Below are 16,786 nucleotides of genomic sequence, written 5' to 3' on the forward strand. Positions count from 1 at the left end.
GAGATAAGATAAAAGACTGATTCTCAACTTTTGTCTTGCTTCTTTTCTCCTTCTTCTCACTAAATACGGGTGTAGTTCAAGGGTAGAATAGCGGTCTCCAAAACCGTTGATGGGAGTTCGAATCTCTCCACCCGTGCCAATCACATCACAGATGGACAAGGTTACCTCATTTCTGAAGGACTCCTGGGAGGAGGTTCAGCATAATGTTACATGGCCAAAGTTTGGCGATCTGCAATCCAGTTCATCACTGGTTTTGATTGCATCGCTGATTTTCGCACTACTGGTAGGAGGCATCGACTTTTTATTTGAGAACGCACTGAATCTTTTTTATCAGTCGTTCTGATGCCAGGTCATAATTGTCGCTGCGTGATTCGGAGTTGATAATCATTCAGTAACAATTACAAATCGTAACGAATTCACGATGGAAAGCGGAATAAAATGGTATGTTGTCCGGGCCATATCTGGTCAGGAGAAAAAGGTCAAGTCTTATCTGGAAAACGAAATTACCAGACAAGGGTTGGGTGACTTTGTTCCACAGATACTGATTCCATCTGAAAAAGTGTATGAAATGCGGAACGGAAAGAAGCGAGTTCGTGAGAAAACGTTTTTTCCGGGCTACATTTTAATTTCCGCCGATCTCTCCAACGGTGAAGTCACGCACTTGATTACCAGCATGCCCGGTGTTCTGGGCTTTCTGGGAAACGCCAACGGGCCGACCAAAATACCGGTTCCGTTGCGGCAGTCTGAAGTAAACCGGATTTTAGGTAAAGTTGATGAGATTACCCAGGAAGTGGCTGCGCCCACGGTGTCCTTCCTGAAAGGAGAGTCGGTTAAAGTGGTTGATGGCCCGTTCAGCGGCTTTATCGGAACCGTCGAAGAAGTATTCGACGAACGGAAAAAGCTGAATGTTGTCGTCAAAATTTTCGGTAGAAATACCCCTGTAGAGCTGAGTTACGCACAAGTAGAAAAGGAAAATTAAAAACTGGCTATGCCCGAGACAATGCCGTCGTATGCTTCCCACTGGACGGATAGTCATTCGCAGGGCTTAGCGTAACAAACCAGAAGCAATGGCAAAAGAAGTAGCTGGCTACGTGAAATTGCAGGTGAAGGGTGCTGCGGCCAACCCCTCTCCTCCGATTGGACCGGCGCTGGGTTCCAAGGGTTTGAATATCATGGAATTCTGCAAGCAGTTCAACGGACGGACTCAGGACAAGGCGGGTGTGGTTCTCCCCGTACTGATCACGTACTACAAAGACAAATCGTTTGAATTTGTCATCAAAACACCGCCTGCACCCATCCTGTTGATGGAGGCCGCCAAAGTAAAAACCGCATCGGCTCAGCCGAACCGGAACAAAGTTGGCTCAGTAACCTGGGATCAAGTGAAGCAAATTGCGGAAACGAAAATGCCGGATCTGAACGCCTTCACCGTCGAATCTGCGATGAAGATGATTGCCGGTACCGCCCGGAGTATGGGAATCACGGTATCAGGGAAAGCTCCCTGGGAAAATTAATTTCAGCAATCGAATTCAGAGACGATCATGGGAAAACTGACTAAAAAACAAAAAGAGGCTCAGAGCAAATACGACGTTGCGAAAGAGTACTCATTGGCGCAGGCAGCCGAGATTTTAAAGACAATCTCTTATACGAAGTTTGACGCTTCGGTGGACATCGACGTTCGTTTGGGCGTTGATCCCCGGAAAGCGGATCAAATGGTACGGGGTGTTGCCACCTTGCCACACGGTACGGGTAAAACCGTTCGGGTGCTGGTGCTTTGCACGCCGGATAAAGAAGCCGAAGCGAAAGAAGCGGGTGCTGATTATGTAGGTCTGGACGAATACATTACCAAAATCGAACAGGGCTGGACGGACGTTGATGTAATCATCACGATGCCGAACGTCATGGCGAAAGTTGGTAAACTGGGCCGGGTGCTGGGTCCGCGCGGTTTGATGCCAAACCCTAAATCGGGTACGGTAACACCAGAAGTGGGCAAAGCGGTTCGGGAAGTGAAAGCCGGTAAAATCGACTTCAAAGTCGACAAATTCGGAATCATTCACGCCGGTATCGGTAAAGTGTCGTTTGACCCGGATAAACTGGCTGAAAACGCACAGGAAATTATTGCAACCCTGCTGCGGCTGAAGCCTTCGTCTTCCAAAGGTACGTATGTAAGAACGATTCATTTGTCGAGCACGATGAGTCCGAGTGTAGTAATTGACAAAACGACGGTATCAGGACTGTAACATGACACGGGAAGAAAAAGGAGCGATTATTGAGGAACTGAGCGAGAAGTTCAAGACGGTTCCCTACTTCTATATCACCGATGCCAGTGGCATGTCGGTTGCCGAAGTAAACAAACTGCGTCGGATGTGCTTCGAGCAGGGTATCGAATACAAGGTTATCAAGAACACCCTGATCAGAAAAGCACTGGAAACACTGGATACGGATTATACGTCATTCGACGCTTCCGTACTGACAGGATTCTCTGGTGTGATGTTTCATCCTGAATCAGGTAAAGTTCCGGCCAAGCTGATCAAACAATATCGGAAAGAAGCCGGTAACGACAAGCTGAAGCTAAAAGGTGCCTCAGTTGACTACAGTATCTTTATTGGTCATGACCAGTTGGAGACGCTGTTGACGCTGAAAACCAAGAACGAGCTTATCGGTGATGTGATCGGCTTGCTGCAATCGCCTGCCAAGAATGTTATTTCTGGTTTGCAAAGTGGCGGCAATATCCTGGCCGGTCTCCTCAAAACACTGTCGGAGCGCGAAGCAGCTTAATGTATCATCGGACTGTTTAGTCCGCGTATACTAAGCGTAACGTGTATCCAGATAACGGACTAAAAACTTCGTGCCCCGGTCCGTAGGTACAATTTTAAAATCAATTTTGTAACAATCTAATCAAGAATACGAAAATGGCAGATTTGAAAGCGTTCGCGGAGCAGCTTGTCAACCTGACGGTAAAAGAAGTTAACGAACTGGCTGCTATTCTGAAAGACGAATACGGCATCGAACCAGCAGCAGCAGCACCGGTAATGGTAGCTGGTGGTGGTGGAGGTGGCGAAGAAGCCGCAGCAGCACCTGAGAAAACGTCATTCGACGTGATCCTGAAAGCAGCTGGTGCCAGCAAACTGGCCGTTGTGAAACTGGTGAAAGACCTGACGGGTCTGGGCCTGAAAGAAGCCAAAGAATTGGTTGATACAGCTCCGAAACCGGTGAAAGAAGGTGTTGCGAAAGACGAAGCGGAAGCGCTGCGCAAGCAACTGGAAGAAGCCGGAGCAGAAGTTGAAGTGAAATAACCCTGCTTAGGGAATCACATTCTCCCCCGGGAACAGGCCTGGCATTAGTCAGGTCTTTTCCTGTTTGGGGAGTTTTGCGCTATACTCCTGGGAAAATAAACTATTTTCCTGTATATTATGTTGTCCGTTTACACCCTTTTATATATTAGAAGTGTACGGACGAATCAGTCTCGATCACTACAACTAAACGCAACGAAGTCTTGGCTACGAAAACAACCACGCGTATAAGCTTTGCGAAAATCAAACCAGTGATCGAATATCCGGATTTTTTGGATGTTCAGATACAATCTTTCCAAGATTTTTTTCAGTTAGACACCCCTTCTGATAATCGTTCGAAAGAAGGTTTGTTTAAAGTTTTTCAAGAAAATTTTCCGATTTCCGACTCCCGCGAAAACTTCGTGCTGGAGTTTATTGATTATTCGGTTGATCCTCCCAAATACTCCGTCGATGAGTGTATCGATCGGGGTTTGACGTATTCGGTGCCGCTGAAAGCGAAATTACGGCTTTCGTGCAACGATGCGGACAATGAAGATTTCGAGACCATTGAGCAGGAGGTATTTTTAGGAAACATTCCGTACATGACGGCGAAAGGTTCGTTTGTCATTAACGGTGCCGAGCGGGTAATTGTTTCGCAGTTGCACCGCTCACCGGGCGTGTTCTTCTCCATGAGCAAGCACACCAACGGTACAAAGTTGTATTCAGCACGGATTATTCCGTTCAAAGGATCGTGGATTGAATTCTCGACCGACGTCAATAACGTCATGTATGCCTACATCGACCGGAAGAAGAAATTTCCGGTAACAACGTTGCTGCGTGCTATTGGATTTGGGTCGGATAAAGAAATTCTGGATCTGTTCGGATTGTCTGAAGAAATACCGGCTACCCCGGCAAACCTGAAAAAAGTAGTCGGCCGTCGGTTGGCTGCGCGGGTTTTGCGGACGTGGACGGAAGATTTTGTGGATGAAGATACCGGTGAAGTGGTGTCGATCAGCCGGAACGAGGTGTTGATGGAGCGTGATTCGGTGATTGCCGCTGATCACATCGATACAATTACCGATTCAGGCCAGAAATCGATCATCCTGCACAAGGAGGATATGAACGTAGCGGATTATAACATCATTTATAATACGCTGCAGAAAGATAGCTCCAACTCGGAAAAAGAAGCCGTTGAGCAAATCTATCGGCAACTCCGGAATACGGAAGCTCCGGATGAGCAAACCGCCCGCGAAATCATCCAGAGTTTGTTCTTCTCGGACAAACGCTATGATTTAGGCGATGTCGGCCGCTACCGGATCAATAAAAAACTGGGCCTGGATGTAGCCGCCGATACCAAGGTTCTGACGACGGAAGATATCGTTTCCATTGTGAAGTACCTGATCGGTCTGATCAACTCCAAAGCCGTTGTCGATGACATTGACCACCTGAGCAACCGGCGCGTCCGGACGGTCGGTGAGCAGTTGTACGCGCAGTTCGGTGTTGGTCTGGCGCGGATGGCCCGGACGATCAAGGAACGGATGAACGTTCGCGATAACGAAGATTTCAAACCGGTCGATCTGATTAACGCCCGGACGCTGTCTTCGGTGATCAACTCGTTCTTCGGAACCAACCAGCTTTCGCAGTTCATGGACCAGACGAACCCGCTGGCCGAAGTGACGCACAAGCGTCGGATGTCGGCACTCGGACCCGGTGGTCTGTCGCGCGAGCGCGCCGGTTTTGAGGTTCGTGACGTTCACTACACGCACTACGGTCGTTTGTGTACGATTGAAACGCCGGAAGGACCGAACATCGGGTTGATTTCGTCGCTTTGCGTGTACGCGAAGGTCAACAGCATGGGCTTTATTGAAACGCCTTACCGGATCATTGATAGTGGTAAAGTGCTGCCCGATACGCCGGTAAAATACCTGACTGCGGAAGAAGAAGATACGCACTACATCGCTCAGGCGAACACACAGGTCGATACGCAGGGTACCTTAACGGGCGATCGGATCAAGTCGCGTTTTGAAGGTGACTTCCCGATGTCGGAACCGACGAGCGTGACCTATATGGATATTGCGCCGAACCAGATCGTTTCGGTGGCGGCTTCGATGATTCCGTTCCTGGAACACGATGATGCCAACCGGGCGTTGATGGGCTCGAACATGCAACGTCAGGCCGTGCCGCTGCTGCGTCCGCAGGCTCCGATTGTCGGAACCGGTTTGGAAGGCCGCGTCGCGATTGACTCCCGGGCTTTGGTGATTGCCGAAGAAGACGGGGTGATCGATTTCGTGGATTCGACCAAAATCGTGGTTCGCTACGATCTGGCCGACGATCAGCGACTGGTTAGCTTTGACGATGACCTGAAAACATACGATCTGATTAAATTCCGCCGGACCAACCAGGATACCTGTATTAACCTGCGGCCTATGGTGTTGAAAGGTCAGAAAGTGAAAAAAGGCGAACCGCTTTGCGAAGGATACGCAACGGAAGGTGGTGAGCTGGCCCTCGGACGGAACATGAAGGTGGCCTTCATGCCCTGGCAGGGATACAACTTTGAGGATGCGATCGTGATTTCGGAGCGCGTTGTTCGCGAAGACATTTTTACGTCGATCCACATTGAAGAGTTCGAACTCGAAGTACGGGATACCAAACGCGGTGAAGAGGAGTTAACGGCGGAAATTCCGAACGTTTCGGAAGAAACCGTGAAGAATCTCGACGAGAACGGTATTGTGCGGGTCGGTACAGAAGTGAAGGAAGGCGATATTCTGATCGGTAAGATTACACCGAAAGGAGAAAGCGATCCGACGCCGGAAGAAAAACTGCTCCGCGCCATCTTTGGTGACAAAGCCGGTGACGTGAAAGATGCTTCCAAAAAAGCACCGCCGTCGCTGAAAGGTGTCGTTATCGATACAAAACTGTTCTCGCGCCCGAACAAAGACGAGCGGTCGAAGCACAAGGATGAGATCAAGGCCTTGATGAAACGCTACAGCCGAGAGCTGGTGGGTGTTCGCGAGAAGATGATCAACAAAATGTCGGCGCTGCTGGAAGGCAAAACGTCACAGGGGATCAATCACAAATTCGGCGATAACATCACGAGCAAGGGCGTTAAGTTTACCCGCAAGAACATTGTGGATAACCTGTTCCCCGACAAAAACCCGTACCGCGACGAAAGCAGCTACTCGGTTCCGGAAGAAGTCAACCTGCTGAGCGATCTGTTGATCGAGGGCTGGACAGACGATCCGCACGCGAACAAGTTGCTGACGCAGATGGTCAAAAACTACAACAACCGTCGGAACGAAATTACCGGCCGCTTCAAGCGGGAGCGTTTTACGCTCGAAGTCGGTGACGAACTGCCGGCCGGTATCGTGAAACTGGCGAAAGTCTATGTAGCCAAGAAGCGCAAGCTGAAAGTGGGTGACAAGATGGCCGGTCGTCACGGTAACAAAGGGGTTGTTGCCCGGATCGTGCGGGATGAAGACATGCCGTTCCTGGCCGACGGAACCCCGGTCGATATCGTACTGAACCCGTTGGGGGTACCTTCGCGGATGAACCTCGGGCAGATTTACGAAACCGTACTGGGCTGGGCCGGTTTGAAACTGGGCCGCAAATACGCAACGCCGATTTTCGACGGAGCAACCGAAGATCAGGTGGTTTCGGAATTGAACGACGCCGGTTTGCCATCGTTCGGCCGGACGTACCTGTACGACGGTCTGTCGGGCGAACGTTTCGATCAACCGGTTACGGTCGGTGTGATTTACATGCTGAAACTGGGTCACTTAGTTGACGATAAAATGCACGCCCGTTCGATTGGGCCGTACTCACTCATCACGCAACAGCCGTTGGGTGGTAAGGCACAGTTTGGGGGGCAGCGGTTTGGTGAAATGGAGGTTTGGGCGCTCGAAGCTTTCGGTGCGTCGCACATTCTCCAGGAAATCCTGACCGTTAAATCCGATGACGTGGTAGGCCGGGCCAAAGCCTACGAAGCCATCGTAAAAGGCGAAAATCTGCCGAAACCCAATATTCCGGAATCGTTTAACGTGTTAGTACACGAGTTACGCGGTCTGGCGCTTGAGGTAACGATGGATTAATAAAATACGGTTTTCCCGGCCGGTTCAGCGGAATCGGTCGGGAGTAACCAGTTGCTGAACGGATTTCTGCGTGATACTAATACTCGTACGTTTCTGAAAGATGCAAGTACACGGTTGACTCGATCAATCCACGTGCTTGTTTTTTATGCATATGCGCCTTTACAATACCCCAAACCGGTTTTTCATATTCTTCTCACGGGCGCATGGTGATTGATGGTCAGCTACAAAAAGTGTTTAGTGCGGGTGGAGAATCACACCAGTGAATGTTAGGTGCGTAGAATTTGTTTAATCTGTTGGTGGTTAGCTTTTTAATAAATCCATACAAGTATGTCCTTTAAGAAGAACAAAAAACTCAACAGCGACTTTTCCAGGGTGCTGATAAGCCTGGCTTCGCCTGAGTCCATTCTGGAGAGTTCGTACGGGGAAGTGACCCAGCCTGAGACGATCAACTACCGGACTTACAAGCCTGAGATGGGCGGTTTGTTCTGCGAGCGGATCTTCGGGCCGGTCAAAGACTGGGAATGCCATTGCGGTAAGTACAAACGGATTCGCTACAAGGGCATCATTTGCGACCGCTGTGGAGTGGAAGTGACGGAGAAAAAGGTTCGCCGGGAGCGCATGGGGCACATCGAACTGGTGGTTCCGGTGGCGCACATCTGGTATTTCCGGAGCCTCCCGAATAAAATTGGATACCTGCTCGGGTTGTCGACCAAGAAACTCGATCAGATTATCTATTACGAACGCTATGTGGTCGTTCAAACCGGTATTAAAGGAGAAGATGGTATTCAGGAACTGGACTTCTTAACGGAAGACGAATACCTGGACATCGTTGATAAACTGCCGAGCGGCAACCAGCTTTTGCCGGATTCTGATCCGCAGAAGTTTATTGCCAAAATGGGAGCTGAGGCTCTCGAAATGCTGTTGTCGCGGGTGAAATTGGACGAATTGTCGTACAACCTGCGCCACGCTGCGGCAACCGATACCTCGCAACAACGGAAAGCCGAAGCGCTGAAGCGTCTGAAAGTCGTTGAAGCATTCCGCGATGCCAACACCCGCGTGGAAAACCGCCCCGAGTGGATGGTGATTCGCATGGTGCCGGTGATTCCGCCGGAACTGCGTCCGCTGGTTCCTCTGGACGGTGGCCGGTTTGCAACTTCCGATTTGAACGATTTGTATCGCCGGGTGATCATTCGGAACAACCGTCTGAAACGCCTGATCGAAATCAAGGCACCGGAAGTCATTCTGCGGAACGAAAAACGGATGTTGCAGGAAGCGGTTGACTCGTTGTTCGACAACTCACGGAAAGTGAACGCCGTTCGTTCGGAAGGAAACCGGGCACTGAAATCGCTTTCGGATATGCTGAAAGGGAAACAGGGACGGTTCCGTCAAAACCTGCTGGGTAAGCGGGTCGACTATTCAGGTCGTTCGGTTATCGTGGTAGGTCCGGAATTGAAACTGCACGAGTGCGGTTTGCCGAAAGATATGGCGGCTGAGTTGTTCAAACCGTTCATTATTCGGAAACTGATCGAGCGCGGTATCGTTAAAACCGTTAAATCAGCGAAGAAAATCGTTGACCGGAAAGACCCGATTATCTGGGACATTCTGGAAAACGTACTGAAAGGACACCCCGTTCTGCTGAACCGGGCCCCGACGCTGCACCGTCTGGGTATTCAGGCGTTCCAGCCGAAACTGATCGAAGGAAAAGCAATTCAGTTGCACCCGCTCGTCTGTACGGCTTTCAATGCTGACTTTGACGGTGACCAGATGGCCGTTCACGTTCCGCTGGGACAGGAAGCCATTCTGGAAGCCTCCATGCTGATGCTGGCGTCACACAACATCCTGAACCCGGCCAACGGCGCACCGATCACGGTACCGTCGCAGGACATGGTTTTGGGTCTGTACTACGTAACCAAAGGTCGCAAGAGTACGCCCGAATATCCGATTATCGGCGAAGGCATGACGTTCTACGGTGCGGAAGAGGTGATCATTGCCATCAATGAAAAGAAAGTTTCGAAGCACGCCAACATCAAAGTTCGGACGAAGGTCCGGAACGAGAAAGGCGAACTCGATACGAAAATCATCGAAACCGTCGCCGGTCGCGTTCTGTTCAACCAGTCGGTTCCGGAAGAAGTTGGTTACATCAACGAACTGCTGACGAAGAAAAAACTGCAGCAGATCATTTCGTATATCTTCAAGATTTCGGGTGGTTCAAAAACCGCTCAGTTCCTGGACGACATCAAAGAACTCGGTTTCCAGATGGCCTTCAAAGGCGGTTTATCGATCGGTTTGAGCGATGTGAAAGTGCCGGATGCGAAAGAGAAACTGATTGACGAAGCCAAGCAGGAAGTTGAGTCGGTCTGGAACAACTACCTGATGGGTCTGATCACGGAAAACGAACGTTACAACCAGGTCATCGATATCTGGACGCGCGTGAACAGCCGGATCACGGAAACCCTGATGAAGCAGTTGGAAGCTGATCAACAAGGCTTTAACTCGATCTTCATGATGATGCACTCCGGTGCTCGTGGGTCGCGCGAACAGATTCGTCAGTTGGGTGGTATGCGGGGTTTGATGGCCAAACCGCAGAAAAACCTGCAGGGTTCGGTTGGCGAAATCATCGAAAACCCGATTCTGTCGAACTTCAAAGAAGGTCTGGACGTATTGGAGTACTTCATCTCGACGCACGGTGCGCGGAAAGGTTTGGCGGATACGGCTTTGAAAACCGCCGATGCCGGTTACCTGACCCGCCGTCTGCACGACGTGGCGCAGGATGTAATTATTACGGAAGACGATTGCGGTACGCTGCGCGGTCTGCAAATCTCGGCCTTGAAAGACAACGAGGATATCGTTGAACCGCTGTCGGAACGGATTCTGGGTCGGGTAACGGTACACGATATTTACAACCCGTTGACGAAAGAGCTGATCGTTTCCGGTGGTAGCGAAATCAACGAAGAAATCGCGGCTGCTATTGACGAAACCAGCATTGAAACCGTCGAAATTCGGTCGGTTTTGACGTGCGAATCCAAGAAAGGGGTTTGTGCGAAATGTTACGGCCGGAACCTGGCAACGGGCCGGATGGTCGATATCGGAGAAGCGGTGGGCGTAATTGCTTCGCAGTCTATCGGGGAACCGGGAACGCAGTTGACGCTTCGTACCTTCCACGTGGGTGGTACAGCTTCCAACATCGCGGTCGATGCCTCGATCCGGGCGAAATTCGACGGTCAGGTGCAGTTCGAAGAAATGCGGACGGTAGAATCAGTCGATAACGAAGGCAATCCGATTACGGTTGTGATGGGGCGTTCCGGAGAGGTGAAAATCGTCGATCCGGCGAATCCGAACCTGGTTCTGATCAGCAACAACGTGCCTTACGGTGCTTTCCTGCGCGTTAAAGAAAATACGCTGGTGAAAAAAGGCGATGAGCTTTGCGCCTGGGATCCATACAACGCCGTGATCTTGTCCGAACTGACCGGTAAAGTGGAATTCGAAGCGATCGAAGAAGCCATTACGTACCGCGAAGAGTTTGACGAACAAACCGGTTTCCAGGAAATGGTGATCATCGAAAGTCGGGATAAAACCAAAAACCCGGCGATCATCGTCAAAGGAACGAGCACGCTGCTGGATGACACGACCGAAAAAGGCTACAACCTGCCGGTAAGTGCGCGTCTGGTGGTGAAAAACGGTCAGTCGATCAAAGCCGGTCAGCCGGTTGCGAAGATTCCGCGTAACGTGGGTAAAACCCGCGATATCACGGGTGGTCTGCCGCGGGTAACGGAATTGTTCGAAGCGCGGAACCCGTCGAACCCGGCGGTTGTGAGCGAAATCGACGGTGTTGTTACGTACGGTACGATCAAACGTGGTAACCGCGAAATCTATATCGAGTCGAAAGACGGCACGAAGAAAAAATACCTGGTACCGCTGTCGAAACACATTCTGGTGCAGGATAACGACTTCGTACGGGCGGGCGATCCGCTGTCGGATGGCGCCATTACGCCGTCAGACATTCTGTCGATTAAAGGTCCGACCGCCGTTCAGGAATACCTGGTGAACGAAATTCAGGAAGTATACCGTCTGCAGGGTGTGAAAATCAACGACAAACACATCGAAGCGATTGTTCGCCAGATGATGCAGAAAGTTGAGATCATGGACGCGGGCGATACGATTTTCCTCGATATGCAATCGGTTGACAAATGGAGTTTCCGGACCGAAAACGACAAGATCATGAACATGAAGGTGGTCATGGATCCGGGCGATTCGGAAACCCTGAAAGCCGGTCAGATCATTTCCGTACGTCGTCTGCGCGATGAAAACTCGAGCCTGAAACGTCGGGATATGAAACTGGTTGAGGTTCGTGATGCCATGCCGGCGGTTTCGCAACCGACCCTGCAGGGTATTACGCAGGCGTCACTGGGTACGGAAAGCTTCCTGTCGGCAGCTTCGTTCCAGGAAACGACCAAGGTGTTGAGCGAAGCCTCGATCCGCGGAAAAGCCGATTACCTCGAAGGCTTGAAAGAGAACGTGTTGGTAGGCCACCTGATCCCGGCTGGTACGGGAACGCGCCGGTACGCCAACATCATCGTTAACTCAAAAGAAGAATACGAATCGTTCGTTGAAACGCGTGAGAAATTCACCCGAAGCAAAAAACGCGAAACGGTTTAGTTTCAATAACTGATTAATTACGAACAGGGTCAGGCCGAAAGGATCTGGCCCTGTTTTTGTATAAATCAATGCCAATCGTTGGTTGAATAGATGGATGCTACTTCTGCCAATAAATTGCTTATCAGGTATATAATAAATTAAGCGTGTTTTTTTGAACTACCGAAAACCGACGGGAGTTCTGTATCTTTGATGTTTATACCACAAGAAAATGGAAAACCAATTACCTGATCAGGACGGCCAGATCAACATCGAATTAACGGATGAAATCGCCGATGGGATTTATGCCAATCTGGCGATGATCGCTCACTCGAACAGCGAATTCATCGTTGATTTCATTCGTCTGATGCCCGGTATGCCGAAAGCCAAAGTAAAATCCCGGATCATATTGACCCCCGAACACGCCAAACGCTTACTGACGGCCCTGAAAGATAACATCCGCAAATTTGAAGATACCTACGGCGACATCAACGGGAGCGAGGATGCGTTTCGTTTTCCAACCCAGTTTGGCGGCCCCATCGGCGAAGCCTAATCCCGTAGTGGACAAGAATTTACTGAAATTAATTTCGCTCTCGTTTGGGTTTTCCACACGATTTGGCTAATTTTGCACTCCTATTTTTCCAGAGGACTGTAGTAATACCCATTCTGATACAATGCCTACGATACAACAATTAGTACGCAAGGGCCGTGAGAAGCTGACTTTTAAATCAAAGTCGCCGGCATTGGACTCTTGCCCACAACGTCGTGGTGTGTGTACGCGTGTGTACACAACCACCCCCAAAAAGCCAAACTCGGCTTTGCGTAAAGTAGCCCGTGTGCGTCTGTCACATGGCAAAGAAGTTAACGCCTATATTCCGGGCGAAGGCCACAACCTGCAGGAGCACTCCATCGTGCTGGTACGGGGTGGTCGGGTGAAAGACCTTCCGGGTGTGCGTTATCACATCGTTCGTGGAGCGCTCGATACCGCTGGTGTAAGCGGTCGGAAGCAAGCCCGTTCTAAATACGGTACGAAACGTCCGAAACCGGGTCAGGTAGCGGCACCGACAAAAGGAGCACCCGCTAAAAAGAAAAAATAATCGCTCCTGAATAGGAACTGAGCGTTGCCCACGATGCACAGCGCTTAGAGTAAGATTAATCATCTGAAGATCATGAGAAAAGCAAAACCAAAGAAAAGATACGTGTTGCCCGATCCGAAATTCAAGGAGACGCTGGTAACGAAATTTGTAAATAACCTCATGTACGAAGGTAAAAAGAGCCTTTCGTACTCCATTTTCTACGATGCGCTGGCACTGGTTGAGAAAAAAACCAACGACAACGGTCTGGATGTTTGGAAAAAGGCGTTGAACAACGTAATGCCTTCAGTTGAGGTAAAAAGTCGCCGGGTAGGTGGTGCCACATTCCAGGTTCCGACGGAAGTGCGTCCTGATCGTAAAGTATCAGTAGGCATGAAATGGCTGATCAAGTATGCCCGTTCGCGTGGTGAAAAAACCATGGTCGATCGTTTGGCAGCGGAAATCGTAGCAGCATCAAAAGGTGAAGGCGCTGCCGTCAAGAAGAAGGATGACACCCACCGGATGGCCGAAGCCAACAAGGCTTTCTCCCACTTCCGGTTCTAATCCGACCGAATCCAGTCTTGAAAAGGCCTCCCGAACGGGAGGCCTTTTTTTTGTTAAAACGCCATCATGAATTCGTTCAAATTCGATTCCGGTTCCAGATTCAGGCGTTTCCGCAGCCGATACCGTTTCAGTTCGACGCCCCGAACGGTAATGTTGAGTAGTTTGGCAACTTCCTTACTCGACAGATTCATTCGCAAATAAGCCGCCAGCCGCAGGTCGTCGGGAGTCAAACCGCTATACTGACTCAATAGCCGCTTGAAAAACTGCTCATGAACCTTGTTGAAATTCTTCTCGAAAACCTTCCAGTCCTGCCGACTGGAAATGTTGGAATCGATCAGTTTGACGAGCTGATTAATGTGTCCGGTGGCCTGATCGACGGTTTGGCGTTGCCGTACTTCATCTTTCAGTTTTTCGACTTCCCCTTTTAATTTCAACAGCAGATCATTTTTGTGAATCAGATTCATGGTCGTGTTGGCCAGTTCCTCCGATTTGCCAATTACGTCCTGTTCCAGTTTTTCCTTCTGAATCTGAATTAGTTGCTGCTGATGGTGTTCCTGTTCACGTTTCAGTTTTTCTTCCATTTGCTGCCGGACTTTCGCCTGATGCGCACTCACCTGCCACCGGTGGACGTAGAAACTAATCCCAACCAAACCGCACAAAATCAAAAAATAAACCGCATAGGCCCAGCTACTTTGGTACCAGGGCGGCAGAATCTCGAAAGGAAGCGAGGCAATGGAGCCGTCCGCCGTTGATCGAACCTCAAATCGGTAGGTTCCCGGCATCAAACTGGTGTATTCCTTTTCCGCCTGTTTGTTAAAATCCGACCATTGTTCATCCAGACCGACTAAACGGTAACTAAACAGCGGTTCCTGAATGGATTCCGGCAAACTAAACTGAAAAACGAGGTGATTCTCTTTAGCCTTTAAAACCGCTGAAAACCGCCCCAAAACCGCTTCATTGCGAAAGTTGAACGAATGGCTGTCCGCATTGTTCAGAACTGCCAGTTGCCGAATCAACGGTTTGCTGGCCAGTTGCCTATTGCTAACGCCTGAGAGCTCCTGGCGGGGCAGAAGGGCATATCCTTTTTCAAAACAGAGCAGATAATAGGTCGAATCCAGCGGTATGATGTTTTCGTAATCATCCATCCAGGCGAAGTTGCTGATCGAGAATTCCGCTTTCAACCCGTTTGGCCGGGTCACCAGCAAATTGCCGTCCTGTCGCAGAAACAGATGCTCGTCATTCCAGCCCGTAAACACCCGCCGAATAGCGCCGAAGATGCCCAGACTACGTTTCAATCCCTCATCTTTGGAATAAACCGGTGTCCATTTCAACTGAGAGAGTTTTCGTAAATCCGGCGATAACTGAACCGAATACACCCCATTATGGGCATGACGGAGCCAGATTTTCCCCTCCGGATCTTCCCAGACTTCCCGAATAGGCTCACCAAATCCGTCGATGCGATGGCTGAATTGCCATTGACCGGTTTGGTCACGGCGGTAAATGCATAAACCCGAATAAATTCCCTGAAGCGCAAAACCGGGATGTGCCGATAATGGCTGCAAGCTCCAGCCACCGGCCTGGTCGGAGAGTTGCTCCCAACCGCCTGCGGGCGTAATCCGGAACGTACCCGCATTATGGCCGCAAAGCAGTTGATTATCGACTACGGTTAAATCCCAGACCTGCCCCTGCGACCCCTCAATGAAATGATAAACCGGCAGACCGGAAGTTGGAAAATCACACCAGTAAACACCATGATTAGTGCCTAAATACAGCTTCCGATTGTAAAGAACCGCATCGTAAGGCGTACCCAACTGGCCGTTCGGATCGGTGAAATACTTCAATGGGTAGCCGAAAGCTACGGCATCGATGCCATCGTCGAGCCCGGCCCAAACACTTCCCTGGGCATCGAGCGTCAGCGAAAGCACGGTATTGTTCTGAAGACCTTCCCGTTGATTGAGCGAGTACAGAATGGCTCCGCTGGTATCGGTAATCATCAGGCCGTTGAGGATTGTGCCAAACGCAAACCGCCCATCGGGCAGCGAGAGACCTTTATTACACTGATACCGCTGCAAAAACCGGCTGGCCGCGTGTTCCGACCGGGAAAGCTGGCCGTCTTCGTAGGTGAACAAACCGTGATCGCGGGTACCGATGAGTAGGCCCCGATTACCGTACGGTAAAATGGCGTGAACGGCGGTTGAAGCCAGTTGCTCGGTATTGGGCAGAGCCCTGAACTGGCCATTTACCAGTTCGTAAAGCCCTTTCCCGATGGCCTGCAGATAATAGCGGTTATGGACGGCATACAGAAAAAGTACGTTTCCCGGTAAACGGAGCTCACGAACCCGGCCCTGCTGATAGAGAAAACCAGTCGAAAAGGATTGAAAGAACACAAAATCCGTCCCGACAACGATGTTCCAGATTTCTTCTTTCGGGAAAACCGGATTGGAAATCTGTTTCGCCAGCGAGTGATAGTGAAGTCGTCCGTTTGAATTGGCTTGCCAGTAACCGATCTCACCTAAACCGCCGGTAAAAATTCTTCCCTGCGGATCAATAGCCACTGAGCGGACAATCTGCCGTTTGGGCAGTCTGTAGGTTTGCCAGCGTGTCCCGTCAAACTCCAGCAATCCCTTGGAATTACCGGCGTACAGAAAACCGGTGCTGGGATCCTGACATAATGACCAGTTTTGGTTATATGCCTGATAATCCTGCTTGGAAAAATTACGGATATAAGGCGCGAAAAACTGATTCTGGGAAGTGGGTTCAGCAAAAAGGATCGACGCTAGATGTAACCAAAAGAAAGTAAATACAATTCTGTTAACGGTAGGGAGGGAACGCATGGTGATGGGTATGACGAATCAATGAAATAATTTATAGGAGATGTAAGTGCTTCATAATTAACGAATAATAGGTGATGGAATTGTAAAATCCAGGCTATTAACTAAATATGTAGTTAAAATGATGTAGTACTGATGTACCCCAATTAAACATAAACCGCAAATGGTTCGTTTATATTTGAGCTACAAATAGTAAAATATTTTATCGGAAAAGTGATGGTGTGGATTTGCGAGCTTTGGCTAATGTCTTCCATCAACGTAACAAGAGTTAAGGCCGATTGTCCTGATTAAATGACTGGCAATGGGTGACCCAAAACCATTTTGAAGTC

12 protein-coding genes and 1 tRNA gene are annotated in these 16,786 nt (G+C 49.9%); 12 read left to right on the forward strand and 1 reads right to left on the reverse strand.

Features of this window, described 5'->3' with window-relative positions:
- Positions 1-65 precede the first annotated feature (65 nt).
- From GJJ30_RS08605 to rpsG, 12 genes are all read left to right on the forward strand, one after another.
- Positions 66-139 (forward strand) — tRNA-Trp (locus GJJ30_RS08605).
- A 12-nt stretch (positions 140-151) separates the two neighbouring features.
- Complete coding sequence (gene secE, locus GJJ30_RS08610; RefSeq protein WP_124878949.1) at positions 152-343, forward strand: preprotein translocase subunit SecE; 192 nt, start codon at positions 152-154, stop codon at positions 341-343.
- A 78-nt stretch (positions 344-421) separates the two neighbouring features.
- Positions 422-979, forward strand: coding sequence for a transcription termination/antitermination protein NusG (nusG, locus tag GJJ30_RS08615; RefSeq protein WP_154174736.1), 558 nt, complete (start codon positions 422-424; stop codon positions 977-979).
- 88 nt (positions 980-1,067) lie between these two features.
- The gene (gene rplK / locus GJJ30_RS08620; RefSeq protein WP_154174737.1) at positions 1,068-1,511 is read left to right on the forward strand and encodes a 50S ribosomal protein L11; all 444 of its coding nucleotides are present in this window, start codon (positions 1,068-1,070) and stop codon (positions 1,509-1,511) included.
- A 27-nt stretch (positions 1,512-1,538) separates the two neighbouring features.
- A complete protein-coding gene (gene rplA / locus GJJ30_RS08625; RefSeq protein ID WP_154174738.1) occupies positions 1,539-2,237 on the forward strand; it encodes a 50S ribosomal protein L1 in 699 nt (232 codons plus the stop codon).
- Position 2,238: 1 nt separating this feature from the next.
- The gene (gene rplJ, locus GJJ30_RS08630) at positions 2,239-2,775 is read left to right on the forward strand and encodes a 50S ribosomal protein L10 (RefSeq protein ID WP_154174739.1); all 537 of its coding nucleotides are present in this window, start codon (positions 2,239-2,241) and stop codon (positions 2,773-2,775) included.
- 134 nt (positions 2,776-2,909) lie between these two features.
- Positions 2,910-3,293: a 50S ribosomal protein L7/L12 gene (rplL, locus tag GJJ30_RS08635; RefSeq protein WP_154174740.1), complete on the forward strand. Its 384-nt coding sequence runs from the start codon at positions 2,910-2,912 to the stop codon at positions 3,291-3,293.
- Positions 3,294-3,493: 200 nt separating this feature from the next.
- Complete coding sequence (gene rpoB, locus GJJ30_RS08640; RefSeq protein WP_154174741.1) at positions 3,494-7,357, forward strand: DNA-directed RNA polymerase subunit beta; 3,864 nt, start codon at positions 3,494-3,496, stop codon at positions 7,355-7,357.
- A 327-nt stretch (positions 7,358-7,684) separates the two neighbouring features.
- Positions 7,685-12,013, forward strand: a complete 4,329-nt coding sequence (gene rpoC / locus GJJ30_RS08645) for a DNA-directed RNA polymerase subunit beta' (RefSeq protein ID WP_154174742.1) — start codon at positions 7,685-7,687, stop codon at positions 12,011-12,013.
- Positions 12,014-12,221: 208 nt separating this feature from the next.
- Positions 12,222-12,542 carry a DUF3467 domain-containing protein gene (locus tag GJJ30_RS08650; protein WP_154174743.1) on the forward strand — a complete coding sequence of 107 codons (321 nt, stop codon included), beginning with the start codon at positions 12,222-12,224 and terminating at the stop codon, positions 12,540-12,542.
- A 121-nt stretch (positions 12,543-12,663) separates the two neighbouring features.
- Positions 12,664-13,086, forward strand: a complete 423-nt coding sequence (gene rpsL, locus GJJ30_RS08655; RefSeq protein WP_114406409.1) for a 30S ribosomal protein S12 — start codon at positions 12,664-12,666, stop codon at positions 13,084-13,086.
- Positions 13,087-13,158: 72 nt separating this feature from the next.
- Positions 13,159-13,626 carry a 30S ribosomal protein S7 gene (gene rpsG / locus GJJ30_RS08660; protein ID WP_154174744.1) on the forward strand — a complete coding sequence of 156 codons (468 nt, stop codon included), beginning with the start codon at positions 13,159-13,161 and terminating at the stop codon, positions 13,624-13,626.
- 53 nt (positions 13,627-13,679) lie between these two features.
- Here rpsG and GJJ30_RS08665 read toward each other — a convergent pair whose 3' ends face one another.
- Entirely contained in the window at positions 13,680-16,460 is a 2,781-nt protein-coding gene (locus GJJ30_RS08665; RefSeq protein ID WP_154174745.1) for a triple tyrosine motif-containing protein, read from the reverse strand.
- Positions 16,461-16,786 lie beyond the last annotated feature (326 nt).

Origin of the sequence: Larkinella terrae (assembly GCF_009668025.1) — a bacterium.
Classification (GTDB): Bacteria; Bacteroidota; Bacteroidia; order Cytophagales; family Spirosomataceae; genus Larkinella; species Larkinella terrae.

Bases quoted from the DNA above. Each gene is read 5' to 3' on its own strand.
- secE (WP_124878949.1), top strand. From the start codon at position 152: ATGGACAAGGTTACCTCATTTCTGAAGGACTCCTGGGAGGAGGTTCAG.
- nusG (WP_154174736.1), top strand. From the start codon at position 422: ATGGAAAGCGGAATAAAATGGTATGTTGTCCGGGCCATATCTGGTCAG.
- rplK (WP_154174737.1), top strand. From the start codon at position 1,068: ATGGCAAAAGAAGTAGCTGGCTACGTGAAATTGCAGGTGAAGGGTGCT.
- rplA (WP_154174738.1), top strand. From the start codon at position 1,539: ATGGGAAAACTGACTAAAAAACAAAAAGAGGCTCAGAGCAAATACGAC.
- rplJ (WP_154174739.1), top strand. From the start codon at position 2,239: ATGACACGGGAAGAAAAAGGAGCGATTATTGAGGAACTGAGCGAGAAG.
- rplL (WP_154174740.1), top strand. From the start codon at position 2,910: ATGGCAGATTTGAAAGCGTTCGCGGAGCAGCTTGTCAACCTGACGGTA.
- rpoC (WP_154174742.1), top strand. From the start codon at position 7,685: ATGTCCTTTAAGAAGAACAAAAAACTCAACAGCGACTTTTCCAGGGTG.
- GJJ30_RS08650 (WP_154174743.1), top strand. From the start codon at position 12,222: ATGGAAAACCAATTACCTGATCAGGACGGCCAGATCAACATCGAATTA.
- rpsL (WP_114406409.1), top strand. From the start codon at position 12,664: ATGCCTACGATACAACAATTAGTACGCAAGGGCCGTGAGAAGCTGACT.
- rpsG (WP_154174744.1), top strand. From the start codon at position 13,159: ATGAGAAAAGCAAAACCAAAGAAAAGATACGTGTTGCCCGATCCGAAA.
- GJJ30_RS08665 (WP_154174745.1), bottom strand. From the start codon at position 16,460: ATGCGTTCCCTCCCTACCGTTAACAGAATTGTATTTACTTTCTTTTGG.